The following is a 23,474-nucleotide window of genomic DNA, read 5'->3' on the forward strand; positions in this document are numbered from 1 at the left end:
CAACGCGACGCCGCATTCAGATGTCTGCTTTTGGGCAACCGCAATCAACGTCGTTGCTGCCGGCATCGCGGCGCAAAGCGGTCATCCGACCTGGCCTGCGGAAGACGTATTTGGGTCATGAGCTGTCCACCGGCGGCGTCTGCACAGAGCGCGGCAAAATCCGCTGCTCGGCGTAAACATCGGACCTGAAGGCGGGCACCGGCACGGGCAAGCCAACGCGCAGCAAAATCAGCAGGAGCGAGGAAGATCCCGCTCCAGCGCTTTCGACCAATTCAGAAGATCGAGTTTGTGATCGATTTTATCGGGCCGAGCAGGATCGATCCTTCCGGCACGCCGGCGTCGATCGGAATGGCTTTGCGGTTTGCGGTCGCCACCATCGGCTGGCCGATATCGGCCGTCACCACGACCGGGGTCTTGTTCGGCACACGGTCGTAGAGATCGATAATGTCCTGGTTCATCAGGCGAACACAGCCCGACGACACCGACTTGCCGATCGACCGCCATTCCGGCGAACCGTGCAAGCGGTAGAGCGTGTCCTGGTTGCCCTGGAAGAGATAGAGCGCCCGCGCGCCAAGCGGGTTCTTGAGCCCGCCGGGCATGCCGCCATTATCGGCGCTGTACGGCTTCAACTCCGGCTGCCGGGAGATCATTTCATCCGGCGGCGTCCATTTCGGCCATTTCTGCTTCCATTGGACCACGGCATCGCCCGACCATTCGAAGCCGGCGCGGCCGAGGCCGACGCCGTAGCGGATAGCCTGGCCGCCCGGGCGCACCAAGTAGAGGAAGTGATTGGTGGTGTCGACGACGATGGTGCCCGGCTGCTGCCCGGTCGGATCGTCCACGATCTGGCGCAGGAACTGCGGGTCGATTTTGTCGACCGGTATCGCCGGCAGCTCGAAGCCGCCATCAGACATCGGCCCATACATCGTCATATAGTCGCCGAGCGCCGGCTCGACATAGGTCGGCGGCGGTGGCTCGACCGGCTGTTGCGACAGCGTGGTGCAACTGGAGACCGCGACCGAGGCGGCGCCAAGGGCTGCGGCGTTGAGGAAACCGCGACGGCTAAGGCGCAGAGAGGACGATGGAGGTGTGAACATGATTGCCTTTTTTAAGTCTCAAATCGCAACAAAGCATGAATGCGTCCGGTTGTGCGCAGGTGCTCGAGCAATGCTCGGCGCGATAGGCGGTTCCAATTCTGGCCGCAGGGTGGACAAACAAAGGCAAAGCTGTGACCGGATCGCCACTGTTGCGCCGACGCAACATTTCCGGTGTCAAACCGCGGCAACCAGACCATCGAGGGATGGCAGGATCAGGGCCGGTGGGAAATCCCGGTATTCCTCTGGGTGATTGGCGCGGTTGATCCACACCGTCCGGAAGCCGAATTTGGTGGCGCCGGCGACGTCCCAGCGGTTGGAGGACTGGAAAGAGACAGCGCCTGGATAGAGGCGCCAGCCCGTGGTGACTATGTCGTAGACCGACGGGTCGGTCTTGAAGCGCCTGACGCTGTCGACGGAAAAGACGTCGTCCAGGACCTGGTCGAGCGCGGCGGACTTGACGGCCGCCTCCAGCATTTCAGGCGAACCGTTGGACAGGATCGCCAGCCTTGCCCCCGATGCCTTGAGCGCCTTGAGCACGGCCGGCACCTCCGGATAGCAGTCCAGCCGCCAATAGGCCTCGAGCAACTTCGCCTTCAGCCCGGCATCGGCGGACGGAACCTTGCGCAGGGCGAAATCGAGTGCCTGCTCGGTGAGCTGCCAGAAATCGGCATAGGCCCCCATCAGCGTCCGCACCCAGGAATATTCCAGCTGCTTTGCGCGCCAGATCTCGGACAGCAACTGGCCGTCCGGCCCGATCTGGTCGGCGTGACGGCGCACGGCCGCGTGCACGTCGAACAGCGTGCCATAGGCGTCGAAAACGTAAGCTGCATGGTGCATGCGACAGTTTTGAGGCTGCGCAAGGCAAGGCGCAAGCGCTGATTGCAGTCCGCCAGCCCGCTGGCCTCAACAAATCTCAGCCAAACCGGTTGACGGCGGCCGCCAAAGCATCTTCCAATGCGCCGCAACAAGCATCGAACGGAACCTGGCAATGACACTGGCGACTGCGGCGCAATCCGCGACATGGACCTTCGTCGACGGCGACTGGTATGAGGGCAACGTCGCCATCCTCGGGCCGCGCAGCCATGCCATGTGGCTCGGCACCAGCGTGTTCGACGGCGCCCGTTGGTTCGAGGGCGTCGCTCCCGACCTCGATCGCCATGCAGCAAGGGTGAACGCCTCGGCGATCGCGCTCGGCCTGAAACCGACGATGAGCACCGACAAGATCGTCGGCCTGACCTGGGACGGGCTGAAGAAGTTCGACGGCAACACAGCGGTCTACATCAGGCCGATGTATTGGGCCGAGCATGGCGGCTATATGGGCGTGCCGGCCGACCCGGCCTCGACGCGTTTCTGCCTTTGCCTCTATGAATCGCCGATGATCTCGCCAGCGGGTTTTTCGGTGACGGTGTCGCCGTTCCGCCGCCCGACAATCGAAACCATGCCGACTAACGCCAAGGCCGGCTGCCTTTATCCCAACAACGGCAGGGCCATCCTCGAAGCCAAGATGCGCGGCTTCGACAATGCGCTCGTGCTCGACATGCTGGGCAATGTCGCCGAGACCGGGACCTCGAATATTTTCCTGGTCAAGGACGGCCATGTCCTGACGCCGGCGCCGAACGGCACCTTCCTGTCCGGCATCACTCGCGCGCGCACCATGGCCCTGCTTGGCGAGTACGGTTTCACGACGACGGAAAAGACGCTGTCGATCCGCGATTTCCTGGAGGCGGACGAAATCTTCTCGACCGGAAACCACTCGAAAGTCGTGCCGGTCACCCGTATCGAGGATCGCAATCTGCAGCCCGGGCCGGTGGCCAAGAAGGCGCGCGAACTCTATTGGGAATGGGCGCATTCGACTTCGCCCGGCTGACCCGCTAAAAAGCGGCCCGGCGCTTCGTTTCCGGAGTTGTTCCAGACCAATCCAGTCCTATGTTAGTCCGGTATCGACACCGGATTTTTCCACGAGGGAGTACGACCGATGGCTTTTGAATTGCCCGCCTTGCCCTATGATTACGAGGCTTTGCAGCCTTATATGTCCAAGGAAACGCTGGAATATCATCACGACAAGCACCACAAGGCCTACGTCGACAACGGCAACAAGCTGGCCGCCGAGGCGGGCCTGGGCGATTTGTCGGTCGAAGAGGCCGTCAAACAGTCCTTCGGCAAGAATGCGGGGCTCTTCAACAATGCCGCCCAGCACTACAATCATATCCATTTCTGGAAATGGATGAAGAAGGGCGGCGGCGGCAACAAGCTGCCGGGCGCCTTGCAAAAAGCGGTCGACAGCGATCTTGGCGGCTACGACAAGTTCAAGGCCGACTTCATCGCCGCCGGCACCACCCAGTTCGGTTCGGGCTGGGCCTGGGTCTCGGTCAAGGACGGCAAGCTGGCGATCTCGAAGACGCCGAATGGCGAGAACCCGCTCGTCCATGGCGCGACGCCGATCCTTGGCGTCGATGTCTGGGAACATTCCTACTACATCGATTATCGCAACGCCCGGCCGAAATATCTCGAAGCCTTCGTCGACAGTCTCATCAACTGGGACTATGTGCTCGAACTCTACGAAAAGGCCTGATCCGTTCCAGAAAGCCCCGGCAGAACCGGGGCTTTTCTTTTTCAGCATCAGAACGACAGTTGCAAAAATTTCACGCAAGCGTGAGGCGAAGCGTCGGAATTTTTAAGCCATCCTTGCCGTTTGTCATCGGGGTGGGACCGCACCCTGAATTGCCTTCAACATGGAGCCAAGTGAATGAGAAAGCTTATCCTCGCCATCTCGATGCTCGCCTTCGCCGGTTCGGCGGCATTTGCCGACCCGGTCGCTGACCGGCAGGCCCTGATGAAGGAACGTGGCAAGATCGCCGCCGGCTTGTCGAAAGTGGTCAAGGGCGAGACGCCCTACGACGCAGCTTCGGTGCTGACGGCGTTGCAGGCACTGCAGGCCAATGCCGAGAAATTCCATGCCGGCGTCGACGCGCTGTTCCCGGCGGGCAGCGACATCGGCGACACCACGGCGTCTCCCAAGATCTGGCAGGACATGGCCGGCTTCAAGACGGCTGAAGGCAAGTACCTCGCCGACGTCAAGGCGGCGGTCGCCGCGGCACCTGCGGATGCCGACGCGTTGAAGGCACAGTTCAACACCATCGGCGGCGGCTGCGGCAACTGTCATCAAAGCTACAGGGTGAAAAAAGGCTGATAGCGGGCAATGCCCTTGCTGAAGAAACTCGTCGGCGCCGCCCTCGTTCTGGGCGGCGTCGCCGCGATTGCCGGCTGGTTCCTGTCGGCTCCGGTCAGGCTCGGTGCCGCCACGCTGGCGCAGCTTGGCCCCGGTGACGCTGACAGGGGCAAGCGCATCTTCTACGCTGGCGGCTGCACATCCTGTCATGCCAAGCCTGGCTCGCAAGGCGACGCTCGCCTTCAGCTGGTCGGCGGCCTCGAGCTCAAGACGCCATTCGGCACCTTCGTGCCGCCGAATATCTCGCAGGATACCAAGGACGGCATCGGCGCCTGGTCGGTCGAAGACTTTGCCAACGCCATGCTGAAGGGCGTGTCGCCGTCGGGCGAGCATCTTTATCCAGCATTTCCCTATATTTCATACGCGCGCATGAAGCCGGCCGACATTGCCGATCTCTATGCGTTCCTGAAGACCTTGCCCGCGGTCGCCGGCAAGGCACCCGCCAATTCGCTGGGGTTTCCCTTCAACGTCCGACGCGGCCTTGGTCTGTGGAAATTGCTCTATCTGAGCGACAAGCCGGTCGTTTCCTTTCCCGAAGGCACGCCACAGCCGGTGCAGGCCGGCCGCTATTTGGTCGAAGGCCCCGGCCATTGCGGCGAATGCCACACGCCGCGGGACCTTACCGGCGGTACCAGGAAGAGCCAGTGGCTGGCAGGCGCCGCGGCCGCGGAAGGCAGCGGCATCGTGCCCAACATCACGTCGGGCGAGGGCGGCATCGCCGACTGGTCGGAAGCCGACATCGCCAACTATCTCGAAACCGGCTTCACGCCGGACTTCGATACGGTCGGCGGCGCGATGGTCGACGTGCAACGGAACATGGCCGTGCTGACCCGGGAGGACCGCGCGGCGATCGCCGCCTATCTGAAAGCCGTGCCGCCGCATCCCAACGGCTATCCGGCGCGCAAGAAGCCGGCGAGCTGACGGGCCGTTGGGTCAGCGGTCGCCGAGGAAGTCGAAGCCGGTTTCGAAGAAGTGATTGTAGTCGCAGGTCATTTCCTCGCCGGGCGCAATGTCGCGCAAGGCATAGGTCTCCTCCGGCTGCGAGACGTCGCAATTCGGGCTGTCGGCATGGTTCATGTAGCGCGCATCGTCGGCTTCGAAGACGATGTAATTCGGGTCGCGCCGGTCCGGATAGGCGTAGCGGTCGAGATAGGTTTTGACCGGCCCGGTTTCCCGCTCGTAGGTCTCCACCTCGATGCGCCGGTCGTATTTCGGGTCGAGCTTCCAGACCAGCGTGCCGCGGGCAATGTGGTTTTTGGCAAAGACGCCGATGCCCTGGATGGGCGATTTGTCGAGATAGACATCGACGAGCAACATGGCAGATCCCTGGGTGATTGTGTGTTGGCGCGGCTGTGAAAAGCCGCGCACTGGGTAGCGCGCGGCCTTTGCAATTGCGAGCGGAAAATCAGCTGTGCCTGCCCATTATCCGAAGCCTCATACGGCGTCGCCTGTCGAGGTCCTAGCGCTGTTGCAGCGCCGGCCGGATGCCCAAGGCGCAATAGATGCCGCCGACAGCCTTGCCTTGCCATCTCAGCACCGTCGGGTTTCGGCGCAGGAATGCACCGAGGCCGCCCGCACCCACGGCGAAAACCAGCGTGCTGATGAGGCCCAACAGAACAAAGATCACGCCCAATGTCGCCAGTTGAAGCATCACCGATCCGTTTTCAGGCCGCACGAACTGCGGAAGAAATGCAAGGAAGAAAAGCGCGGTCTTGGGGTTGAGAACCTCGGTCAAAACAGCCTGCCGAAATGCTTTGGTAGCGGGGATCGCAAGTGCGCCGGCGGCCGGATAGGCAGGCGTTTTCTCGATGATCGCGCGAATGCCGAGATAAATGAGGTAGGCTGCGCCGATGTACTTCACGATGCTGAAAAGCGCCGCCGACGTGGCAATGATCGCCGAAATGCCGACGATCGCCATGAAGGTGTGAACCACGTCGCCGGCCGCGATCCCCGCGCCGGTCGCGATGCCAACCCTGGTTCCGGAACTGGTGGCCCGCGCCACGGTCAGAAGGGTGGCCGGACCGGGGATGAAGACAAAGCCAAGCACAACCGCGACATACGCAATCAATGTGGCGAGATCGATCATTGGTGGGCGTCTCCGCAACTCTTACCGCGAATGAAAGCCACGTCTCGGAACGGAAGGCAATGACCGCTCTCCCCCGACTTCACGCGGCTGGTTCGGCCTTGCCTGTTACCTTGAGCGCGAAGGCATAGGTGAACGCGATTTCCTCCAGCCTGGAAAACCGGCCGGAGGCGCCGGCGTGGCCTGAATCCATGTTGATCTTGAACAGAACCGGATTCCCCCCTGTCTTGCGGTCGCGCAACCGCGCCACCCATTTGGCCGGCTCCCAATAGGTGACGCGCGGGTCGGTCAGGCCGGCCAGCCCCAGGATCGGTGGATAGTCGAGTGCGGCGACATTGTCGTAGGGCGAGTAGGCGGCGATGGTCCGGTAATCCTCCGCCGAAGCGATCGGGTTGCCCCATTCCGGCCATTCCGGCGGCGTCAGCGGCAAGCTTGCGTCGAGCATGGTGGTGAGCACGTCGACGAAGGGAACCTCGGCGACGATGCCGCCGAAGCATTGCGGCGCCATGTTGGCGACCGCGCCCATCAGCATGCCGCCGGCCGAGCCGCCTTGCGCGACGATGCGGTCATGCTGCGTATAGCGTTCGGCGACGAGGTGGTGGGCGGCAGCGACAAAATCGGTGAACGTATTCATCTTGTTCGCCCGCTTGCCGTCGTCGTACCAGCCATAGCCCTTGTCCTTGCCGCCGCGGACATGGGCAATCGCGTAGACAAAGCCGCGGTCGACCAGCGAAAACAAATTGGTGTTGAACGCGGCGGGTACGGCTATGCCGTAAGATCCGTAGCCGTAAAGCAGGCAAGGCGCCGATCCGTCGAGCGGCGTGTCGCGGTGGTGGAGGAGCGAGATCGGCACCAGTTCGCCGTCGGCGGCAGGCGCCATCAGCCGGCGCGTGACATAGTGCTCCGGGTCATGGCCGGACGGCACTTCCTGGGTCTTGAGCAGCACGCGCTCGCGGGTGCGCATGTTGTAATCGAAGACCTGCGCCGGCGTCGTCATCGACGAATAGGAAAAGCGCATGATTTCGGTGTCGTATTCGTAGGAGCCGGACAGGCCGAGCGAGAAGGCTTCCTCGTCGAAGGAGATCAGGTGCTCTTCGCCGCTCTTGCGATCGCGCACGACGATGCGTGGCAGGCCTTCCTTGCGCTCCAGCCGGACCATGTGGTCCTTGAAGCCGATTACCGAAAGGATCAGCCGGCCCGCTTCGTGCGGCACCAGTTCCTGCCAGTTGGCGCGCACCGGATCATGGGCCGGCGCCGTCATGATCTTGAAGTCCTTGGCGCCGTCGGCATTTGTGAGGATGAAGAAGATGTCGCCGCCTTCCTCAAGGTCGTACTGCAAGCCGGTCTGGCGTGCCGCAACCAGCTTCGGCTCTGCGGACGGTTCGTTGGCGTTCATGATGCGATATTCCGAGGTCTCATGGTCGTTGATGCCGATCATGATCCACTCGTTGGAGCGTGTGCCGCCGACATCCATGAAGAAGCCCGGATCGGTTTCCTCGTAGATCAGCCGGTCGTTTTCAGGACTATCGCCAAGCGCATGGAACAGCACTTTGGAAGGACGGTGGTTGGGGTCGAGGCGGGTGTAGAAAAAACCGTCATTGCCGGCATCCCACACACCGCCGCCGCCGGTGTCGGGGACCCTGTCCGTCAGATCGTTGCCGCCGGCGAAATCGCGGACGCGCAGCGTGTAGAATTCGGAACCCTTGTCGTCGAAGGCCCAGAGCAGCTTGCGGTGGTCGTCCGAATGATCGACGCCGCCCAGGCGGAAATAGGGCTTGCCCTCGGCCTCGGCATCGCCGTCGAGCAAGATCTGCTTGTCGCCGCCGTCGCGCGCCGTGCGGAAATAACGCGGCTGCTGGCCGCCAAGCTTGAAGGAGGAGCCGTAGGCGTAAGGCCCGTCCTTCATCGGCACGGAAGAATCGTCTTCCTTGATGCGTCCCTTCATTTCCGCGAAAAGCTGTTTCTGCAGTTGGACCGTATCGGCCATCAGCGCCGCCTGGTAAGCATTCTCGGCTTCGAGGTGGGCGCGGATCTGGCCGTCGAGCAGCGACGGGTCCCTGAACATCTCTTGCCAATTCACGGCCCTCAGCCAGGCATAGTCGTCCGTCCGCGTCATGCCGTGATGCGTGTCGAAGATCGGCCGCTTCTCCGGCTGCGGCGGGGTGGCGGTCGGAAACACTGGAGTTCTGGTCATTGCGTCTCGCTGTGGAAGTTACTTGAATGGCGAATGAACACGCCGATCAGCGCGGGTTCAAGGGCTACGATCTATTGTCGTGGTGGCTCAAGAGGACGGGCTGGAGGAGAGGACAATGAATATTTTTTCTCGGATTGCCGCGGCCCTCGCCGTCGCTGCGATGACCCTGGCCAATGCCGGTCAATCTCATGCAACTGCCTTTGCGGCTTGGCAAGTGGCCAATGTGCCGTTCGGCGACACGCTCAATGTGCGCAAATATCCTTCAGGAACTTCGCAGAAGCAGGCCGCCTATCCCAACGGGACGGTTCTGCAGATGACCGGCAAATGCACCGGTGGGATAAACCTGCTCGACATGACCAGCCAAACCTACTGGCAGCAGAAACAGAAGATCCGCCATCGCTGGTGCGAAGTCTGGCACGATCCGGCACAGAGCGGCCAGTTCGTCACCGGCTGGGTCTACGGAAAATACATCACCCCGTTTCAGTGACGCAGCACGCCGCTCCGGCCGACGGCTCACGAGCAACAGTAACGCTTCGCAACCTATGATTTTACTGAATCCGCCGATCGGCCAGGCTGTAATGCTGCGGGCAGGATCAAGCATTGAGCTCTATTTACCTGCTGCCGTCTGTGTAATGGCTGCTTGCCGCGGCGTCAGTCGATGCTGGTCTGACCAGAAAAAACGGCAAAGTTACACTCTGCACGAAAGAGTGAAGCTGAATATGAAAGATTTGACTTGTATCGCTGAATAGAGCGCAAGAAGCGAATTGACTTACTTGACGCTCAGGCCCATTAAGATGGCGCGACGCGAATCGCGGAGGCTTTTTCCTGCACAAGTTCGCGCGATGCCCAACTATCGAAACGGGCGCAAACAGAAACAATTCTCGTTGGGGCCTGAACGCCATGGATATTACCGAAACACCTTCCAGAAACAGTGACGCGCTGATCGAGCTCACCGCCGATGTGGTGGCCGCCTATGTCAGCAACAATCCCGTGCCGGTCGGCGAATTGCCGAACCTCATCGCCGATGTCCATGCCGCTCTCGGGCGCGTCGGCGGGGCCGCCGAGCAGCCGCCTGCCGACAAGCAGAAGCCGGCGGTAAATCCGAAGCGTTCGGTGCATGACGACTACATCATCTGTCTCGAAGACGGCAAGAAGTTCAAGTCGCTCAAGCGTCACTTGATGACCCACTATGATCTGACGCCCGACCAGTATCGCGAAAAGTGGAACCTGGACCCGAGCTATCCGATGGTTGCGCCCAATTATGCGGCCGCCCGTTCGCAGCTCGCCAAGAAGATGGGTCTCGGTCGCAAGCGCAAGGGACGCTGACAAGCGGCTCTTCCGGTTTGACACTCAAGCGGCGCCTTCGGGCGCCGTTTTGTATTGGGGGGAGACCAAGCTCGGGCCGCCAGTTCTTCATACTGCTGGTAATTGCCGTCCGGTCAGGCGGTCTGCTTCAGCGCTGCCTCGGCGTCACGCTTGATACGCTTGACCATCGAGCGAAGACCATTGGCGCGCTGCGGCGACAGGTGCTCGTCAAGTCCGAGTGCCTTTAGCGTTGCCTCTGCGTCGGTCCTCTGGATTTCGCTGGCGGGCCGTCCCGAAAACAGCGCCAGCATGATGGCAACCAGGCCGCGCACGATATGGGCGTCGGAATCGCCCTTGAAGGTAATAACGGGATTGGCACCCTCGCCTTGCTCGGTGGTCAGCCAGACCTGGCTGACGCAGCCGGGCACCTTGTTGGCTTGTATGCGTTGCTCGTCGGGAAATGGCGGCAGCGCTTCACCCAGTTCAATCACATACCGATAGCGGTCTTCCCACTCGTCGAGCAGGGAAAAGTCGTCGCGGATGGTCTGGATCGTCGTGGTCATTTCCCCGGATATAGTCATCCGGCGCGGCCGCGTCACGGAAAAAGAGGAGAAACGCCGCAGGCGCCGAGAGCGGGGCGCCCTGCGGTTTAGCGATGGATTCGGCCGAAACAGTCTCAGTTCTTTGCCGGCAAGTGCACTTTCGCCGGCAAATCGACTTTCGCCGGCAAGACGATTTCCTCGGGCACGCTGCCGGTGGTCGTCACCGTATCGGGTTCAGCGGCCTTGTCGTCCAGCATGGCGGCCGCGATCTTGGCGGTCTCCTTTGCCCGGGCGGTGATGGTGTGCATTGCCGATTTGCCGGTCTCGCAGACGTCCGGCTTGCGCTCGCAGATGCCGGCGATGTCGCCGACGGCTTCGCGCGCGGCAAACAGCGCCTGGAGCGGCCCGACGCTTCCGCGGCCCGCATCATCGGAGCCGACACCCAGCGGCAGCGCCAGAAGCACCAGCGAAAACCAGAAAGCAGCTCTTATCAGAAAGCCCATCTGTCTGTCCTTTATGACGGTCATGCATCCGAACCGCACAACCCTTGTACCGCGATATTGGCACAGACGCGCAAAGGACGGCTTGTCCCGAAAGCAACAGTTTTCCTCAAATTTTAGGCAGATTCGAAACGAAGTGTTTTGAAATTCATTTGCCTCGAAAGGCACAGATTTTATTCAGCAAAGGGTAACCATCCAACCTGTTGTTTTTCCTGCTCGTTTTTTGACCCGGCGACAGTTTGATGCCCTCGGCCCAAGTCCAGGCGCGGGCGGTCCGGATAACGCTCCGTTTACTATGGCGGCAATTGCCCCGGTTTTTCGCCGCCGGTATCCCGATATTTGCAGCCGGCCGGGGGACGATCGGCCCAGCCTTATCCATTCCTTAAATGCTGGATGCGAGTTTCGGATCGACAAAAGCCACCTGCAAAGCAGGGCCGTTCACGACCGGGTGCGTTGAGTTGAGTGCGATCAAGGCCAGATACGCCGAGTTGCCGGGCGCGATAGCCGCCGGTTGCGAACGGATGGTTCATCCGTCCGTCCTCGGCCAGGACGACCGACGCCGCCACAGCCGGTTCATTGGCGTCATGCTGGCGGCTCCTTTCTTCAGCGCAGGTGCGGCGGTGACGCTGGTCACGTCGGGCATGGGCGCGGCCGTGACTGTGGCTGCGATCTTTGCCGCGTTCGGCCTTTGCTGGTTCGCCGCCCTGCTGGTGGCTGCATCGGGTAAGATCACTCTGGCCGGCCAACTAGCCTTGGTCGTGAGCAGTGTTGCCCTGGGTTCCCTTGTCGCTGCCGCCGGCGGTGTGGCCTCGCCGGTTGCCGTGCTTGCGGTGGCGCTGCCGTTTGAAGCCTGGTGGATCGGCCAGTCGCGCCGTGCCGTGATCTGGGGCGCCATATCGGCCCTTGTCGCAGTCTTGCTGCAGCCTTTCGCCGGTTCCGTCTTGCCGCTCGGCCAGACCGAAATCGCCGCATGGCACTGGCTGGTACCACTGGCCTGGGCGCTCACGCTCTTTCCGCGTGTCGCTCCACTTCGTGGCGCCGCCAACGCACAGCTCGATCCTGCCGGCAGCGACCGGCTCGAAGACCTGATCGACGCTGTCGTGCTGCGAATAGCGGCGCATGGCGAGGTTCTGGACGCCTCGACCAAGGCGCGCACCATGCTGAGGCTGCCGCCGGAGTTGCTTTTCGGCGCCGGGCTTTTCGATCGCATCCATCTGTCCGACCGCGTCCCGTATCTCAGCGCGCTGGCCGATATGCGCGATGGCGCTCTGTCGCGCCGGCTCGACCTTCGCGTCCGGCTGCCGCAGAACAGCGGCGTGACGGCCGACAATTACCGGCCGTTCTCGCTCGAGATGATGCGCGCGCCGGGGCAGGAGACTGTCTTCACGCTCGTTCTGCGCGAGAATGATGAACTGGCCGGACTGCGCCAGGAGCTTGCCGCCGCCAATGAAGCGGCTGCCTCGGCCGAGGTGGCGAAAGGACGCTTCCTTGCCGTCGTCAGCCACGAGCTGCGCACCCCGCTCAATGCCATCATCGGTTTTTCGGACATGCTGCTGCACGAGATGTTCGGCACCTTCAAGGATCCGCGCCAGAAGGAATATGTCGGCTTGGTACGGGATTCGGGCCAGCACCTGCTTGCCGTCGTCACCTCGATACTCGACGTATCGCGGATCGAATCGGGCGCCTATGCGACCGAACCGGAACCGTTCCGCTTCCGCGAAGCGGTCGAGATGTGCCAGTCGATGATGCGCCTGCAAGCCGAGGCAAAAGCCATTGATCTGCAGGCCCAGATCGCGCCGGACGCAGGTGAAATAAATGCCGACCGTCGCGCCGTGCAGCAGATCCTGATCAATCTCGTCTCCAACGCGATCAAGTTCACGCCCGAAGGCGGCAACGTCGTCATCGGCGCCAAGCGGATCGGCTCGCGGCTGCATTTCTGGGTCCGGGACACCGGCATTGGCATCGCCGAGGAAGATTTTGCCAATCTCGGCAAGCCGTTCATGCAGATACAGAACGACTATACCCGCCGGTTCGAAGGCACCGGGCTCGGGCTTTCGCTGGTGAAGGGGCTGGTGGCGCTGCACGACGGCACCATGTCGATCGAAAGCATGCCGGGCGAGGGCACCACGGTAACGATCAGCCTTCCCGTGAACGGCCCGACGGGCCACTCGGCGGAGAAGACCGGCGTGGTGCCGATGTCCGCGGCCAAAGCCAGAGCGGACGGTGGCAAAGGGGAGAGCAATGGGTCGCTCCGCAAAACAGCCTAAGGCGGTCAAACGCCGCGGCAATGCCTTCGAGCACGGAGCGATGGCTCTGGGCAGCCTGATCTCGCGCAATCCAGTTGTGGTCGGCGGCTCCACCGCATTCCTGGTGACGCTGTTCTACGTCTCGGCGAACGCTCTTTGGTACCAGCCCTTTCCGCACGCCGGCGCGTTTTTCGTCACCAGGAGCATCGAGCGCTTTCCCCGGGCGGACAGCGACGAGCCCGAAACCACCATCAACATCGTGCGTCCGGCGGCTGCGCCGATCAAGAGCGACCCGGTCGTCGAGCAGGTCCAGGGCATATTGAAGGATCTCGATTTCTATTCCGGCACCGTCGACGGCATTCCCGGACCGAATACGCGCAAGGCCATCCAGGCCTATCAGCAGAAGGTCGGATTGAATGCCTCCGGCGAGATCGACAGCATTCTGCTGGATCAACTGGGTGCCACGCCGACGACCGCGGCCGTGGTGCCGCATCCCGTGCCGCGGCCGGTCGAAACGGCCGCTGTTCCAGCCGCCATTCCAGCGTCCGCACCGGCAAATGCGGCGGCACCTGATCCCCGCATCGTCAAGATCCAGGCCGGACTGAAAGCTTTCGGCAATGACGACATGCAATTGGACGGCGTCGTCGGCGCACGCACCAAGGCCGCGATCAAGGAATTCCAGGCGCTTTTCGGCCTGCCCGAGACCGGCGAGCCCGACGAGATCGTCTACGTCAAGATGCGCGAGATCGGCCTGACCAACTGAGGGTCGTGACGGCCGCACGCCGGTCGCTCGGCAAAGACCGGTTACAGTCTTCCGGCCAATGCTGTAAGGACCGCCGCATGGCCAGGAATTCTCCATGCGGGTAACCACCGACCTGTGGGTATCGGCGCTGTTGCGTCGGGTTTTCAGCGCCGGCGGCTTTGCCGCCGTGGTCAAGCGCGGCGCGACGGAAGCCGGCGCGGTTTTCGTGCTGGCGCGGGGCAGGCTGGGGGAGATGGCGCTGTTCGGGCCGGCGCCGCAGACGAGCTACGATTCGGCCAGGCCGGACGACCGTTTCTTCAGCCTTCTCGGCGAGGGCGACGATGCCGCCATCTTCGACGCGCGGCTGGAGCGCGAGAAGAAATTCGATCCCGATATCTGGGTGGTCGAGGTCGAGGCGGGCGCCATTCCCGTTGAGGAGCTTATCTCGGTCAAGTTGCCGTAACTTTTCAGACGCGACGCGCCTTTGGGACAGCGGCAACATCGGCGCTGTTCGGCTTGCGCAGGTCGGCGTTTGCGGCGACGCGCCCGGGCTTGCGAACGATTTTCGACACGGTGTCGGCCTTCCAGCCGCGGAGCCTGTCCAACGCCGCGTCGCGGTGCAGCAGGCGGTAGCGGTCGAGGAAGATGCGGATCGCCTGCGGGTGCGGAAACTCGGTCGGATAGATGGTGGCCGTGATCAGGAACGCCTTGTCTTCGCTGAGGTCGAGCGCGCGCAAGGCGGCCAGCAGCGGTGTGTAATTTTGGCTCGTGGTGAGCGTCCGCGCCGTTGAAAAATCGACTTCGAGCGCATCGGCGAGCGCTGTCTGGAAGAATGCCGCATTGCCGGTCAGCGCGGTCTCGCGCAGCTTGACATAGGTTTGCGGCTCGACGAACGGACCGATAGCGGTGCCGCTCTCGGCGCGCATCATGGATCGCAACCGGCGGCGTACTGTTTCGGCGGCATCGGAAGCCTCTTGCCTGTTGGCATCGCTCGCAACCACTTCGGCGTTTTCGGACGCGGCTTTGGCGGTTGTTTCCGGCTGCTGTTGCGACCGCACCAGCGTCGGCCTTTCGAGCACTTTGATGAGATCCGCGATCGTTTGATTGAGATCCTTGCGGCGGGCAATGGCACGGGCATGCGGCAGCCCGTGGCGCCCGATCAGCGCGATGAGGTCGACGTCGCTGAGGGCACGCGAGCGGATGAGCAGCGGAGCGGCGATATCGACCCGCTCCTGGCAAAGCCGCCGCACCAGCGCGGCGGGTGCATATTCGCATTCGGAAAGGGCTGCCGCGACGTAGCGGCGCGATTCGACCGAGACATTGTCGAAAAGCGGCAGCGTCAGGTCTTCGAGCTGCGCGATCTCGCGGCGTGAAGGTCGGGTGAGCGAACAGAACGCCGACACCGCGGCGCGGAACAGCCTCTCGGCCTTTCCCGATTCAGCTCCTGCTGCGATTTGCCTGAAATCCGAAGCTGACACGAAGGATACGCCCGACACTCGACACGATCTGGACTGCGCTCTGCCGGGCTGTACCGGTTTCGCGTTTCCCAAGAACAAAGATCAATTTAGCGGCGATCCGTTAGCGCTCCGTTAACCTACTGCCTCCTTAATCGACTATGGAGGCGTTGCGTTGTGCTCCGGGGCAACCGAGAGGAATACGCGAACCATGGGCATGGTACTGTCTTTCGTGCCGCGAACGGCGGCAACCAATCGAGCACAACAAACCGCGGGAACGCCGGCGGCGGTGATCATCTTTCCCGGGGTCCGCTACGAGCAGCGGCCGCTGACCGGCGAGACGCGGCCGGTCGGCCCCGATAAGCCGGGACCTTCGGGGACATTGCCGGTACCGCATCACTGAGCATCGGAAGTGGGTTAAAAATCCTGCAGTTCGCAGGAACTCTGTTCGAGAAACCGCGAGACGATCGGCTTCCAGCTGTCGTCGGGCACGAACGAGCGGATGACGAACATGCCTTCCGCTATCGGCGCTTCGACGAAGATCGCCCCTTGCAGTTCCGCGGGAAGATTCTTGCGGACCTCGATCATCTGCGCCGGCGTCAGCACCACGGTGTCGAGCACGCCTGCGGTCGCGCTGCGGTCGTTGAACGAGTAGATGTTGTGGCCGCCGCGGTCATAGACCGATATCGACCAGAACGGCACCTTTCCCGGCGCCTTGACCCGCACCATCCCCTCGGCAAGGTCGAAGCGGCAAGCCGCCGCATAAAACAGCGGATCGACCGATTTCACCACCGGCGCGCCGCCGGCTTCCGCGTCGAGCCTGGTCATCTTGTAGAGATCCGAAGCCATGGCCAATCGCGACCAGGCGTCGCGTTCGGAAAACTCGGGGACGAGCAGCAGCACGATGATGTGCACGATGCCGCCGCCAAGCAGGCCGAGCAGCACGGCATGCAGCAGGCTACGCATTGCAGCCGACCTTCTGGATCTGCGGCAGCGTGACGTCCGAGAGGCCGGTGCTGCTGGCGATCGGCGTGTCATAGAACGTGAGCACGAAGTACATCCCGCCGGCGCCGCTGGTCAGCAGCCAGTTGTCGGGCGCCGGGCGGCTGCCGACGGAAATGATCACCGAATTGTCGGCCTCGCGCAGCACTTGATAGGACTGCAGCGCAGCCAGCCTCGGCTTGCCGGTCTCGATCACGCCAAGCGACCGATCTGCGGCATAGAGGGTCCAGAACCGGGCGGTGGGAAAGCCGCCCGCAATCTTGTAGGCACATTGCCGCTTGAGTTGCTCGCCGCCGGAATCGCGCTCGGCGATGAAGGACAGTCCTTCCGCCTGTCCGAGCGCCAGCACGCCTTCGCGCGCCACGCGGGCCTTCGAATAAGGATCCGCCGTCGGCGTGCCGATATCGGGGAAGGCGGTCCATTGGCCGATCCTGATGGCGCCGACGCCGTCCTGCAGCTTCAGTGCATACCAGACGCTGCCGCCACCGCCGACGACGGCGATGGCAAGCGAAAGCAGTGTCAGGAAGGCATTCTTGAGCATGAGGAGCCGGGGAACCGAAGGCCGGGGACTGAAAGACTGTCGCTCGGGATATCGCGGTGCGGGGGCTTGTGGCAAGCGGCCCTGTGGAATTGACCGCTCAGAGCGCCGAGAGGGTCTCCGGTGCAGCGGGCGCGTCGAGCACGGGTGCCGCCTGGAACAGCTTGGTGAGTTCCTTCAGGGTCTGGGTGGTCCGGCTGGACAGCACCGGCGGACGCTCGGCGGCGGCATCGGCTGCTGCCTGTTCGGCGCTCTTCTTTTCCGCTTCCTCGGCCTTGGCAGCGATTTCGGCATCGACGAAGGGGTGATCGAGGCCAGGGATCGGTCTGAGGTCGATATTCTGGTGCGCATAGAGCATCAGGCGCTGCCACACCATGGCCGGCAGGGTGCCGCCGGTCATCTTGTTGGTCGCGGTGAAGTCGTCATTGCCAAGCCAGACGGCGGCCGTGTAGTTGCCGGTAAAGCCGACAAACCAGGCATCGCGGTAGGACTGGGTCGTGCCGGTCTTGCCGGCGACGACGATGTTTGGAAGGGCCGCGCGCCGGGCCGTACCGATCACCGGAACGGCGGCCAGCATGGTGTTCATGTATTTGAGCGCCTGCTCCGACAGCACCCGGTGCGGCGGCGGCGCATCCTTGGCGAAGTCGTAGACCACCTCGCCGGTGCGGGTGAAGAGTTGGCTGACGCCGTGCCGGGTTCCGGCAAAGCCGTTCTGGGCGAACACGCTGTAGCCCGTCGCCTGGTCCATCACGGTCATGCCCGACGTGCCGAGCACCATGGTCTTGTGTGATTCCAGCGGCGACTCGACGCCCATCGCCTCGGCCATCGCCTTGATCGGCTTGATGCCGAGATAATCCTTGGCCAGCCGCACCGGCACGGTGTTGATCGATTTGGCCATCGCCGTGATCAGCGTCACCTTGCCGGCCGACCCGCCATTGTAATTGTGGGGCGACCAACTGCCCCAGGAGATGGGTCCGCCGGAAACCACCGAATCCGGCGTGAAGCCATGCTCCATCGCCGTCGCATAGACATAGGGCTTGAACGAGGAGCCGGTCTGGCGAAGTGCCTTGGTGGCGCGGTTGAACTGGCTGGCGCCGTAGTCGCGGCCGCCGACGATCGCCCGGACCGCGCCGTTGGTCTCGATGACGACGATGGCGCCCTCGGTGACGTTGTATTCCTTGCCGAACTGGCGGAGGTGGAACTCCATCGATTCTTCGGCCGCCTTCTGGATGTTGGCGTCGAAGGTGGTGTGGGCGACAAGCGAGTGCGGGCCGCCTTTGGCGGCGATCTTCTTGACCTCTTCGAAGGCCCAATCGAGATAGTAGTCGGGGCTTTTCTGCTCGCCGCGATCAACGATTTCGGCCGGGTGTAATCTTGCCTGCAGCACCTGGCCTTCGGTCATGAAGCCGGAATCGACCAGGTTGGACAGCACGACATTGGCGCGCGCCCGGGCGGCGGGCAGGTTTATGTGCGGCGCATATTTGGTCGGTGCCTTGAACAGGCCGGCCAGCATCGCCGCCTCGGCAAGGTTCAGGTCCTTGACGCTCTTGCCGAAATAGAAATCTGCCGCCGCCTCGATGCCGAAGGTGCCGCCGCCCATATAGGCGCGGTCGAGGTAAAGCTGCAGGATTTCCTTCTTCGACAGATTGGCTTCGAGCCATAGCGACAGGAAGGCTTCCTTGATCTTGCGCTCGAATGTCCGCTCATTGGTCAGGAACAGGTTCTTGGCCAGCTGCTGGGTGATGCTCGAGCCGCCCTGGACGACAGAATTCGCCCGTACGTTCTCGAATATCGCCCGCGACAGGCCGAGCACGTCGATGCCGTAATGGTCGAAGAAGCGCCGGTCCTCGGTGGCCAGCACCGCCTTGATGACATGGTCGGGCATCTCGTCGACCGGCACCGAATCGCGCTGGATAATGCCGCGCTGGCCGATCTCGTTGCCGTAGCGGTCGAGGAAGGTGACGGCGAAGTCGCCCTGCGTGCGCCAGTCGCCGGCGGTTATCTGAAAGGCCGGCAAGGCCAGCGCCAAAAGCACAACGATGCCGCCCGCACCGAGCGTAAATCCTTCACTCAACAGTTCAATCATGCCGCGGCGCCAGCCGCCGACGCGGAAACGCCGCGAGAAGATGGTCGCCGCTTCCCAGAACTGACGCGCCCTGAAGCCGATTTCGTAGACCGAGGAATCGATCCACGCATCCACTGCCAGCAGCCTTGCGGCGATCGGACCTCTTCTCTTGCGTGGTTCCAAAGGACTAGCCATTCCAGGATCCGGCTGCGGCGATGCCGCCACCTGAGAAACCGCATGCCGGCAATTTCACGGCGGCGCACCTTGCAAGACTATTCGTCCATTTTGGTGCTGCCGACAAGGGCGATGAAGGTAAGGACGATGAAGATATAGCGGGCGGTTCGTCGAGGGGAAGACGGCTCCTGCGAGGCGTCAGCGCAGGATGTTGGCTACCCTGCGCGAGTAGGTGGTGCCGTCGAGTTGGGCGAGCATGAAGGCCGCCACGTCGGCACGCGCCAGCGTCGGCAGCAGCGACGCCGACCGGATGCCGTTGCCGTGGCGGAATTCGCCCGTTGCCGCTCCATTGCTCAACCTGGGCGGCTCCACGATGGTCCAGTCGAGCCTGGATTGAACGATCAGGCTTTCCTTCACCTCGTGGTCCGCCACCTCATGGCGCAGAACCAACGGTACGATGACGCCGCCAAGTAGCGGCCCCAGTTGCCGCCGCTCGGAGATAAGCTTGACCGCACCATGCAGGCACTGACGGCGCTTGTGCGTTCGGGCAAGAATCGCATTCAGCTGGCGCTGATCAGCGACGAGACGCGATAAGGGTCTGGTGCCGCGCTTGCGCGGGGTGCCGAGGATTGGCAATCGTCACATGGGACGCTTGTCCGCGATCTTTTTCGGGTCGCGGCCTATCGTGCCGGCGTCGGCTTTCCTGTGCTTGTCGGCAAGCCTGCGAATGCGATCGAAGCGGCTTTCCTCTGCCACTTTGGTCTTCGTGGCTGCATTTGGCTTCGGGACGAATGCGATCATGGATCGATCTCCTTGCCGATGGCGCGCGCCGGGGAATATCCCCCGGCGGCTGTCTTTCAGGCTTGTTTCCGGCAGCGGCTGGTCAATAGCCCATGCCGCCGGGCGAAGCAGCGGCTTCCTTGGCTGAAACGTCTGTGATCATGGCCTCAGCAGTGATCAGTAGCGCCGCAATCGAGCCCGCGTCCTGCAGCGCCGTCCGCACCACCTTCGCGGGGTCGACGATGCCGGCCTTGATCATGTCGACATAGACCTCGTTCTGGGCATCGAAGCCCTGATTGTGGTCCTTGCTGTCGGCGAGTTTGCCGACGACAATCGAACCTTCGACGCCGGAATTCTCGGCGATCTGCCGGATCGGCGCTTCGAGCGCTCTCGACACGATCGAAATGCCCGCCGTTACATCGGCATTGGCTCCGGTCAGCCCGTTCAGCACAGCCTTGGCGCGCAGCAACGCGACGCCGCCGCCGGGAACGATGCCTTCCTCGACGGCCGCGCGGGTGGCGTTCAGCGCATCGTCGATGCGGTCCTTCTTTTCCTTGACCTCGGATTCGGTGGCGCCGCCGACGCGGATGACGGCAACGCCGCCCGCCAGCTTGGCGAGACGTTCCTGCAGCTTCTCCTTGTCGTAGTCGGAAGTGGTTTCCTCGATCTGCCCCTTGATCTGCTGGACGCGCGCCTGGATGGTGGCCTTCTCGCCGGCGCCGTCGATGATCGTGGTGGTGTCCTTCTCGATCAGCACGCGCTTGGCGCGGCCGAGCATGTCTATGGTGATGTTCTCCAGCTTGATGCCGAGATCCTCGGAAATCATCTGTCCGGCGGTGAGCACGGCGATGTCTTCCAGCATCGCCTTGCGGCGGTCACCGAAGCCAGGCGCCTTGACGGCCGCGACCTTGAGGCCGCCGCGCAGCTTGTTGACGACCAGCGTCGCCAGCGCTTCGCCCTCGACGTCCTCGGAGATGATCAACAGCGGCCTGCCGCTTTGCACCACGGCTTCGAGGATGGGCAGCAGCGCCTGCAGATTGCCGAGCTTCTTTTCGTGGATGAGCACGTAAGGGTCTTCCAGCTCGGCGCGCATCTTCTCGGCATTGGTGACGAAATAGGGCGAGAGATAGCCGCGGTCGAACTGCATGCCTTCGACGACGTCGAGTTCGGTTTCGGCGGTCTTGGCCTCCTCAACGGTGATGACGCCGTCATTGCCGACCTTGTCCATCGCCTTGGCGATCATGGCACCGACGCTGGTGTCGCCATTGGCGGCAATGGTGCCGACCTGCGCGATCTCGCCTGAGGACTTGACCTTCTTGGCTCGAGCCTGGATTTCCTTGACGACGGCGGTGACGGCAAGGTCGATGCCGCGCTTGAGGTCCATCGGGTTCATGCCGGCGGCAACGAATTTGGCGCCCTCGCGCAGGATGGAAGCGGCAAGCACCGTGGCGGTGGTGGTGCCGTCGCCGGCGAGGTCGTTGGTCTTCGAGGCCACTTCGCGCACCATCTGTGCGCCCATGTTCTCGAACTTGTCGGAAAGTTCGATTTCCTTGGCCACAGTCACCCCGTCCTTGGTGATGCGCGGCGCGCCATAGGCCTTGTCGATGATGACGTTGCGGCCCTTAGGGCCGAGCGTCACCTTGACGGCGTTGTTGAGGATTTCGACACCGCGCAGCATGCGGTCACGCGCGTCGGTGGAAAATTTGATTTCTTTGGCAGACATGATTTTTTCCAGTTCGGTTGGTTGTGGCAAGACGCTTGCAGCGCGCCTGAATCAAAGCTTGGAGCATCCTTTGCGCGCCCGGCAGGGCGCGCGGCATTCCAGTCAGGCGGCCTTCTTGGCAGCCACGGTTTTGTCGATGATGCCCATCTCGCTCTTCTCGATGATGCCCATGATGTCGGCCTCCTTCATGATCAGAAGGTCCTCGCCGTCTATCTTGACCTCGGTGCCGGACCATTTGCCGAACAGGATGAGGTCGCCGGCCTTGACGTCGAGCGCCATCAGCGCGCCGCTTTCGTCCCGCGCGCCCGGCCCGACGGCGATCACTTCGCCTTCCTGCGGTTTTTCCTTGGCATTGTCGGGGATGATGATGCCGCCCTTGGATTTGGTGTCGCTTTCGGCGCGCCGAATGACGACGCGATCGTGGAGTGGCCGGAATTTCATGGGGACTCTTTCTGGGGCCGGCTTAGGCGGCCGCCCCTCTCTATAGGCGCCTTGGCACTCGATTGATAGGAGTGCCAAAAAATATTCATGGGGTATGTCAAATATTGAATGAATTATTTTGCCTGGCTATCCCTTGGTGTTCGGGCATTGCCGAATATTAATGAAATTGAATTTCTGTCTTTGAACACCTATTTTATGGTGAAGTTCACACTCACGACTTTCGCTGCAAGGGAGATTTTACCGATGGCCGAAGGCAATCAGAACATCATGGAAAAAGCTCAGGCTCGCTTCATGGAAAATCAAAAGAAAACGGCGGAGCGGAACAAGGCAACTGCCGAATATCTCTCGGAGGCCAAGGCCAGGGCGATCAAAACGGCAAGACTGAGGGAATTGCGACTGGCCAAGGAAGAGGCGGATCGCGCGGCGGCAGCTCTGAATCCGGTCGCCCCAAAGAAGAAGCGGGCGGCGCGGACAGTCAAGCAGGCCGTATCCGCATCGACGGAGGCCAAATCATGAGCCTGACATTTCCCAATCCCAGCCGCAGCTACGACGAGGCAAGCAAACGCATCCGCTTCGTCGGCCATGACGGCATGTTCCAGATTTCCTTCTCTGTCGCAACCGATGCCATCTCCAAAGTGCAGCCGGGAACGGCGGCCTCGGAAGCTACCTATCTGGCGGCCTTCGACACGGCTTCCAGCTCGATCCACGATGTCGCCAGGAATGCCTATGCCCGCACCCGCAGGAGCATATATGTGCTGACTGCGGCCGATTTTCGCTAGATCCGTCGCGATCCGTCCACAAGACGCTTTCTCGGGGCTTCCGGTCCGCCTGCATCCGCCGCGATGTCACGACTGTTCAGCCGATCGACCATCGCGTGCGCATCGCACGTGTTCATGCCGACCATGGATTGCTGCTTGAGCTCGACAGGCTGGCCGGTGAAGACGTAGAAGACGGTCCAGCTGTGAGGACGTTCCATACGCAGCGCGTAGCGGTTTGCCATCTTGGCATCCTTTAGTTTCCGCCCGATCGATGAATGTCGCTCGGTCAGGCTTGGGCGACGAAGAATATTGCCGCCAGGATAAGCACCGTCCACAAAACGACGAACAGCTTCAGGGCCAGGCTACCGTGCGCCGAGAGCAGCTCCCGAGTGCGGTTGACCAAATTCTTGATGGTCATCGACATGGTCGGCGCCGCAATCGCGACCGGCCGCGCCCTGACCCCAAGCTTTCCGAAAACAGGCAGCAGCGATGGCTCGCGCACGAAAACGACCTCGAATGTTTGGAAACCAGAATCTTCATAGCATCGTTCTTCGAACGCCCTGCACGCCAAATGAATTCGCGTCACCCTCAAGGGCGTCCG

Annotated in this window: 29 protein-coding genes; 12 read left to right on the top strand and 17 right to left on the bottom strand. The window is 62.3% G+C overall.

From position 1 onward, the window contains the following. Positions 1-272: 272 nt before the first annotated feature. Both NKH05_RS10050 and NKH05_RS10055 read right to left on the bottom strand, forming a co-directional pair. The gene (locus NKH05_RS10050) at positions 273-1,097 is read right to left on the bottom strand and encodes a L,D-transpeptidase (RefSeq protein ID WP_352856192.1); all 825 of its coding nucleotides are present in this window, start codon (positions 1,095-1,097) and stop codon (positions 273-275) included. 174 nt (positions 1,098-1,271) lie between these two features. Continuing rightward, positions 1,272-1,934 carry a haloacid dehalogenase type II gene (locus NKH05_RS10055; protein WP_352856193.1) on the bottom strand — a complete coding sequence of 221 codons (663 nt, stop codon included), beginning with the start codon at positions 1,932-1,934 and terminating at the stop codon, positions 1,272-1,274. A gap of 151 nt (positions 1,935-2,085) precedes the next feature. Between NKH05_RS10055 and NKH05_RS10060 the strand changes: the two genes are divergently transcribed. The 4 genes from NKH05_RS10060 (at position 2,086) to NKH05_RS10075 (ending at position 5,247) form a co-directional block, all read left to right on the top strand. After that, a complete protein-coding gene (locus NKH05_RS10060) occupies positions 2,086-2,964 on the top strand; it encodes a branched-chain amino acid aminotransferase (protein ID WP_023718414.1) in 879 nt (292 codons plus the stop codon). A gap of 108 nt (positions 2,965-3,072) precedes the next feature. After that, on the top strand, positions 3,073-3,669 hold the full coding sequence (locus NKH05_RS10065) for a superoxide dismutase (RefSeq protein WP_023718413.1): 597 nt from the start codon (positions 3,073-3,075) through the stop codon (positions 3,667-3,669). 174 nt (positions 3,670-3,843) lie between these two features. Continuing rightward, on the top strand, positions 3,844-4,287 hold the full coding sequence (locus NKH05_RS10070; RefSeq protein ID WP_023718412.1) for a c-type cytochrome: 444 nt from the start codon (positions 3,844-3,846) through the stop codon (positions 4,285-4,287). Positions 4,288-4,296: 9 nt separating this feature from the next. Beyond that, complete coding sequence (locus tag NKH05_RS10075) at positions 4,297-5,247, top strand: cytochrome c (RefSeq protein WP_023718411.1); 951 nt, start codon at positions 4,297-4,299, stop codon at positions 5,245-5,247. A gap of 12 nt (positions 5,248-5,259) precedes the next feature. Here NKH05_RS10075 and NKH05_RS10080 read toward each other — a convergent pair whose 3' ends face one another. From NKH05_RS10080 to NKH05_RS10090, 3 genes are all read right to left on the bottom strand, one after another. Further along, complete coding sequence (locus NKH05_RS10080) at positions 5,260-5,643, bottom strand: SET domain-containing protein (protein WP_023718410.1); 384 nt, start codon at positions 5,641-5,643, stop codon at positions 5,260-5,262. A 142-nt stretch (positions 5,644-5,785) separates the two neighbouring features. Further along, positions 5,786-6,412 carry a LysE family translocator gene (locus NKH05_RS10085; protein WP_352483644.1) on the bottom strand — a complete coding sequence of 209 codons (627 nt, stop codon included), beginning with the start codon at positions 6,410-6,412 and terminating at the stop codon, positions 5,786-5,788. A gap of 79 nt (positions 6,413-6,491) precedes the next feature. Further along, positions 6,492-8,603, bottom strand: coding sequence for a S9 family peptidase (locus tag NKH05_RS10090; RefSeq protein ID WP_352588760.1), 2,112 nt, complete (start codon positions 8,601-8,603; stop codon positions 6,492-6,494). Between the two features lie 115 nt (positions 8,604-8,718). On the opposite strand from NKH05_RS10090, the gene NKH05_RS10095 reads away from it, so the two are divergent. Together NKH05_RS10095 and NKH05_RS10100 are read left to right on the top strand one after the other, a co-directional pair. Beyond that, positions 8,719-9,090, top strand: a complete 372-nt coding sequence (locus NKH05_RS10095; RefSeq protein ID WP_353025348.1) for an SH3 domain-containing protein — start codon at positions 8,719-8,721, stop codon at positions 9,088-9,090. A gap of 413 nt (positions 9,091-9,503) precedes the next feature. Beyond that, complete coding sequence (locus tag NKH05_RS10100; protein ID WP_023677844.1) at positions 9,504-9,929, top strand: Ros/MucR family transcriptional regulator; 426 nt, start codon at positions 9,504-9,506, stop codon at positions 9,927-9,929. A gap of 113 nt (positions 9,930-10,042) precedes the next feature. Here the strand turns inward: NKH05_RS10100 and NKH05_RS10105 are convergent, their stop codons facing one another. Together NKH05_RS10105 and NKH05_RS10110 are read right to left on the bottom strand one after the other, a co-directional pair. Beyond that, the gene (locus tag NKH05_RS10105) at positions 10,043-10,471 is read right to left on the bottom strand and encodes a SufE family protein (RefSeq protein WP_023718407.1); all 429 of its coding nucleotides are present in this window, start codon (positions 10,469-10,471) and stop codon (positions 10,043-10,045) included. A 113-nt stretch (positions 10,472-10,584) separates the two neighbouring features. Then, positions 10,585-10,953, bottom strand: a complete 369-nt coding sequence (locus NKH05_RS10110; protein ID WP_352494881.1) for a DUF5330 domain-containing protein — start codon at positions 10,951-10,953, stop codon at positions 10,585-10,587. A gap of 518 nt (positions 10,954-11,471) precedes the next feature. On the opposite strand from NKH05_RS10110, the gene NKH05_RS10115 reads away from it, so the two are divergent. From NKH05_RS10115 to NKH05_RS10125, 3 genes are all read left to right on the top strand, one after another. Next, positions 11,472-13,217, top strand: a complete 1,746-nt coding sequence (locus NKH05_RS10115) for an ATP-binding protein (protein WP_352588876.1) — start codon at positions 11,472-11,474, stop codon at positions 13,215-13,217. Next, the gene (locus NKH05_RS10120; protein WP_023718404.1) at positions 13,192-13,959 is read left to right on the top strand and encodes a peptidoglycan-binding domain-containing protein; all 768 of its coding nucleotides are present in this window, start codon (positions 13,192-13,194) and stop codon (positions 13,957-13,959) included. Before NKH05_RS10115 ends, NKH05_RS10120 begins: the two co-directional genes overlap by 26 nt. Before the next feature lie 94 nt (positions 13,960-14,053). Continuing rightward, positions 14,054-14,401, top strand: coding sequence for a DUF1491 family protein (locus NKH05_RS10125; RefSeq protein WP_023718403.1), 348 nt, complete (start codon positions 14,054-14,056; stop codon positions 14,399-14,401). A 4-nt stretch (positions 14,402-14,405) separates the two neighbouring features. Here the strand turns inward: NKH05_RS10125 and NKH05_RS10130 are convergent, their stop codons facing one another. Beyond that, positions 14,406-15,416, bottom strand: a complete 1,011-nt coding sequence (locus NKH05_RS10130; RefSeq protein WP_023718402.1) for a DUF2336 domain-containing protein — start codon at positions 15,414-15,416, stop codon at positions 14,406-14,408. A gap of 187 nt (positions 15,417-15,603) precedes the next feature. Here NKH05_RS10130 and NKH05_RS10135 point away from each other — a divergent pair, with 187 nt between their 5' ends. Beyond that, the gene (locus NKH05_RS10135; protein ID WP_031193791.1) at positions 15,604-15,795 is read left to right on the top strand and encodes a hypothetical protein; all 192 of its coding nucleotides are present in this window, start codon (positions 15,604-15,606) and stop codon (positions 15,793-15,795) included. A 14-nt stretch (positions 15,796-15,809) separates the two neighbouring features. Here NKH05_RS10135 and NKH05_RS10140 read toward each other — a convergent pair whose 3' ends face one another. From NKH05_RS10140 to NKH05_RS10170, 7 genes are all read right to left on the bottom strand, one after another. After that, positions 15,810-16,358 (bottom strand): DUF1254 domain-containing protein, encoded by a 549-nt coding sequence (locus tag NKH05_RS10140; RefSeq protein WP_023718401.1) that lies wholly within the window; start codon positions 16,356-16,358, stop codon positions 15,810-15,812. Further along, the gene (locus NKH05_RS10145) at positions 16,351-16,935 is read right to left on the bottom strand and encodes a DUF1214 domain-containing protein (protein WP_023718400.1); all 585 of its coding nucleotides are present in this window, start codon (positions 16,933-16,935) and stop codon (positions 16,351-16,353) included. The genes NKH05_RS10140 and NKH05_RS10145 overlap by 8 nt, the downstream gene beginning before the upstream one ends. A 97-nt stretch (positions 16,936-17,032) precedes the next feature. Further along, positions 17,033-19,192, bottom strand: coding sequence for a transglycosylase domain-containing protein (locus tag NKH05_RS10150; RefSeq protein WP_023718399.1), 2,160 nt, complete (start codon positions 19,190-19,192; stop codon positions 17,033-17,035). 177 nt (positions 19,193-19,369) lie between these two features. Next, the gene (locus tag NKH05_RS10155; RefSeq protein ID WP_023718398.1) at positions 19,370-19,807 is read right to left on the bottom strand and encodes an NAD(P)H-binding protein; all 438 of its coding nucleotides are present in this window, start codon (positions 19,805-19,807) and stop codon (positions 19,370-19,372) included. Between the two features lie 3 nt (positions 19,808-19,810). Continuing rightward, a complete protein-coding gene (locus NKH05_RS10160; RefSeq protein ID WP_023718397.1) occupies positions 19,811-19,972 on the bottom strand; it encodes a hypothetical protein in 162 nt (53 codons plus the stop codon). An 82-nt stretch (positions 19,973-20,054) separates the two neighbouring features. After that, the gene (groL, locus tag NKH05_RS10165) at positions 20,055-21,674 is read right to left on the bottom strand and encodes a chaperonin GroEL (protein WP_352788997.1); all 1,620 of its coding nucleotides are present in this window, start codon (positions 21,672-21,674) and stop codon (positions 20,055-20,057) included. 102 nt (positions 21,675-21,776) lie between these two features. Continuing rightward, positions 21,777-22,115 carry a co-chaperone GroES gene (locus tag NKH05_RS10170; RefSeq protein ID WP_352588754.1) on the bottom strand — a complete coding sequence of 113 codons (339 nt, stop codon included), beginning with the start codon at positions 22,113-22,115 and terminating at the stop codon, positions 21,777-21,779. A 243-nt stretch (positions 22,116-22,358) separates the two neighbouring features. Here NKH05_RS10170 and NKH05_RS10175 point away from each other — a divergent pair, with 243 nt between their 5' ends. Then, the gene (locus NKH05_RS10175) at positions 22,359-22,631 is read left to right on the top strand and encodes a hypothetical protein (RefSeq protein ID WP_023718395.1); all 273 of its coding nucleotides are present in this window, start codon (positions 22,359-22,361) and stop codon (positions 22,629-22,631) included. Then, a complete protein-coding gene (locus tag NKH05_RS10180; protein ID WP_023718394.1) occupies positions 22,628-22,894 on the top strand; it encodes a DUF1488 family protein in 267 nt (88 codons plus the stop codon). The genes NKH05_RS10175 and NKH05_RS10180 overlap by 4 nt, the downstream gene beginning before the upstream one ends. Here NKH05_RS10180 and NKH05_RS10185 read toward each other — a convergent pair. Next, entirely contained in the window at positions 22,891-23,115 is a 225-nt protein-coding gene (locus NKH05_RS10185; protein WP_031193831.1) for a hypothetical protein, read from the bottom strand. The genes NKH05_RS10180 and NKH05_RS10185 overlap by 4 nt on opposite strands. Positions 23,116-23,159: 44 nt before the next feature. Continuing rightward, the gene (locus NKH05_RS10190) at positions 23,160-23,375 is read right to left on the bottom strand and encodes a hypothetical protein (protein ID WP_352588751.1); all 216 of its coding nucleotides are present in this window, start codon (positions 23,373-23,375) and stop codon (positions 23,160-23,162) included. Between the last annotated feature and the right edge of the window lie 99 nt (positions 23,376-23,474).

Source organism: Mesorhizobium sp. M1399 (genome assembly GCF_040317735.1).
In the GTDB taxonomy this organism is placed as follows: domain Bacteria; phylum Pseudomonadota; class Alphaproteobacteria; order Rhizobiales; family Rhizobiaceae; genus Mesorhizobium.

Excerpts from the sequence above, each read along its gene's own strand:
- NKH05_RS10150 (WP_023718399.1), bottom strand. The coding sequence starts at position 19,192 with ATGGCTAGTCCTTTGGAACCACGCAAGAGAAGAGGTCCGATCGCCGCA.
- NKH05_RS10120 (WP_023718404.1), top strand. The coding sequence starts at position 13,192 with ATGGGTCGCTCCGCAAAACAGCCTAAGGCGGTCAAACGCCGCGGCAAT.
- NKH05_RS10085 (WP_352483644.1), bottom strand. The coding sequence starts at position 6,412 with ATGATCGATCTCGCCACATTGATTGCGTATGTCGCGGTTGTGCTTGGC.
- NKH05_RS10105 (WP_023718407.1), bottom strand. The coding sequence starts at position 10,471 with ATGACCACGACGATCCAGACCATCCGCGACGACTTTTCCCTGCTCGAC.
- NKH05_RS10080 (WP_023718410.1), bottom strand. The coding sequence starts at position 5,643 with ATGTTGCTCGTCGATGTCTATCTCGACAAATCGCCCATCCAGGGCATC.
- NKH05_RS10100 (WP_023677844.1), top strand. The coding sequence starts at position 9,504 with ATGGATATTACCGAAACACCTTCCAGAAACAGTGACGCGCTGATCGAG.
- NKH05_RS10175 (WP_023718395.1), top strand. The coding sequence starts at position 22,359 with ATGGCCGAAGGCAATCAGAACATCATGGAAAAAGCTCAGGCTCGCTTC.
- NKH05_RS10115 (WP_352588876.1), top strand. The coding sequence starts at position 11,472 with ATGGTTCATCCGTCCGTCCTCGGCCAGGACGACCGACGCCGCCACAGC.
- NKH05_RS10135 (WP_031193791.1), top strand. The coding sequence starts at position 15,604 with ATGGGCATGGTACTGTCTTTCGTGCCGCGAACGGCGGCAACCAATCGA.
- NKH05_RS10095 (WP_353025348.1), top strand. The coding sequence starts at position 8,719 with ATGAATATTTTTTCTCGGATTGCCGCGGCCCTCGCCGTCGCTGCGATG.
- NKH05_RS10185 (WP_031193831.1), bottom strand. The coding sequence starts at position 23,115 with ATGGCAAACCGCTACGCGCTGCGTATGGAACGTCCTCACAGCTGGACC.
- NKH05_RS10180 (WP_023718394.1), top strand. The coding sequence starts at position 22,628 with ATGAGCCTGACATTTCCCAATCCCAGCCGCAGCTACGACGAGGCAAGC.
- NKH05_RS10160 (WP_023718397.1), bottom strand. The coding sequence starts at position 19,972 with ATGATCGCATTCGTCCCGAAGCCAAATGCAGCCACGAAGACCAAAGTG.
- NKH05_RS10125 (WP_023718403.1), top strand. The coding sequence starts at position 14,054 with ATGCGGGTAACCACCGACCTGTGGGTATCGGCGCTGTTGCGTCGGGTT.
- NKH05_RS10170 (WP_352588754.1), bottom strand. The coding sequence starts at position 22,115 with ATGAAATTCCGGCCACTCCACGATCGCGTCGTCATTCGGCGCGCCGAA.
- NKH05_RS10060 (WP_023718414.1), top strand. The coding sequence starts at position 2,086 with ATGACACTGGCGACTGCGGCGCAATCCGCGACATGGACCTTCGTCGAC.
- NKH05_RS10050 (WP_352856192.1), bottom strand. The coding sequence starts at position 1,097 with ATGTTCACACCTCCATCGTCCTCTCTGCGCCTTAGCCGTCGCGGTTTC.
- NKH05_RS10110 (WP_352494881.1), bottom strand. The coding sequence starts at position 10,953 with ATGGGCTTTCTGATAAGAGCTGCTTTCTGGTTTTCGCTGGTGCTTCTG.
- NKH05_RS10055 (WP_352856193.1), bottom strand. The coding sequence starts at position 1,934 with ATGCACCATGCAGCTTACGTTTTCGACGCCTATGGCACGCTGTTCGAC.
- NKH05_RS10075 (WP_023718411.1), top strand. The coding sequence starts at position 4,297 with ATGCCCTTGCTGAAGAAACTCGTCGGCGCCGCCCTCGTTCTGGGCGGC.
- NKH05_RS10140 (WP_023718401.1), bottom strand. The coding sequence starts at position 16,358 with ATGCGTAGCCTGCTGCATGCCGTGCTGCTCGGCCTGCTTGGCGGCGGC.
- NKH05_RS10090 (WP_352588760.1), bottom strand. The coding sequence starts at position 8,603 with ATGACCAGAACTCCAGTGTTTCCGACCGCCACCCCGCCGCAGCCGGAG.
- NKH05_RS10065 (WP_023718413.1), top strand. The coding sequence starts at position 3,073 with ATGGCTTTTGAATTGCCCGCCTTGCCCTATGATTACGAGGCTTTGCAG.
- NKH05_RS10070 (WP_023718412.1), top strand. The coding sequence starts at position 3,844 with ATGAGAAAGCTTATCCTCGCCATCTCGATGCTCGCCTTCGCCGGTTCG.
- NKH05_RS10145 (WP_023718400.1), bottom strand. The coding sequence starts at position 16,935 with ATGCTCAAGAATGCCTTCCTGACACTGCTTTCGCTTGCCATCGCCGTC.
- groL (WP_352788997.1), bottom strand. The coding sequence starts at position 21,674 with ATGTCTGCCAAAGAAATCAAATTTTCCACCGACGCGCGTGACCGCATG.